Raw genomic sequence first — 741 nt, 5'->3', positions numbered from 1 at the left:
AATTATGGTTTCACTAAGAAATAAGATTCAGTATCAAGTAACTACTAGCTCAATATACAATTGTGATGATGATAATAATATTGAGATAGTTTATGTTTTTGAAAAAGCTAAAAAGGTAAATAAAAAGAATAATGGCCAGGCTTACTATACTTTTGGTAAAATAATGGGGCAGGATGAAAACTTTACAAAAGTAATAAATTATGCAAAAAAGATTTCAGATAGTAAATCAACTATACTTATAATGGGAGAAAGCGGTACGGGAAAAGAAGTGTTTGCACAGTCCATTCATAATTACAGCAGCAGAGTAGATGGACCATTTGTGGCTTTAAATTGTGGTGCTATACCTAAACAACTTATAGAGTCAGAACTTTTTGGATATGAAGAAGGAGCTTTTACAGGAGCAAAAAAGGGTGGTAATCTTGGAAAATTTGAATTGGCAGATGGCGGAACTATAATGCTTGATGAAATTGGAGAAATGCCTCTTGATATGCAGACAAAGCTTCTAAGAGTTGTACAGGAAGGTGTAATAACGAGAATTGGGAGTTCAAAATCTATACCTGTAGATGTAAGAATTATAGCTGTTACAAACAGAGATTTAAAAAAAGAAGTGGAAGCTGGAAGATTTAGAAAGGATCTATATTATAGGCTAAATGTGCTGCCTTTATTCTTACCTCCACTTAGAGAAAGAAAAAAGGATATACCTCTTCTTATTCAATATTTTGTCAAGAATATAGCACAAAA

The 741-nt window shown here is 32.3% G+C and carries 1 protein-coding gene; it reads left to right on the top strand.

Features of this window, described 5'->3' with window-relative positions:
* Positions 1–741: sigma-54 interaction domain-containing protein (locus tag CLCOS_RS00075; protein WP_193756599.1), on the top strand; the 741-nt coding region annotated here is incomplete at both ends.

The sequence above is a fragment of the Clostridium coskatii genome, from assembly GCF_001675205.1.
Lineage (GTDB): Bacteria > Bacillota > Clostridia > Clostridiales > Clostridiaceae > Clostridium_B > Clostridium_B ljungdahlii.
Note: the sequence above shows the minus strand (reverse complement) of the source record. Positions and strands in the feature narration are given on the sequence as shown.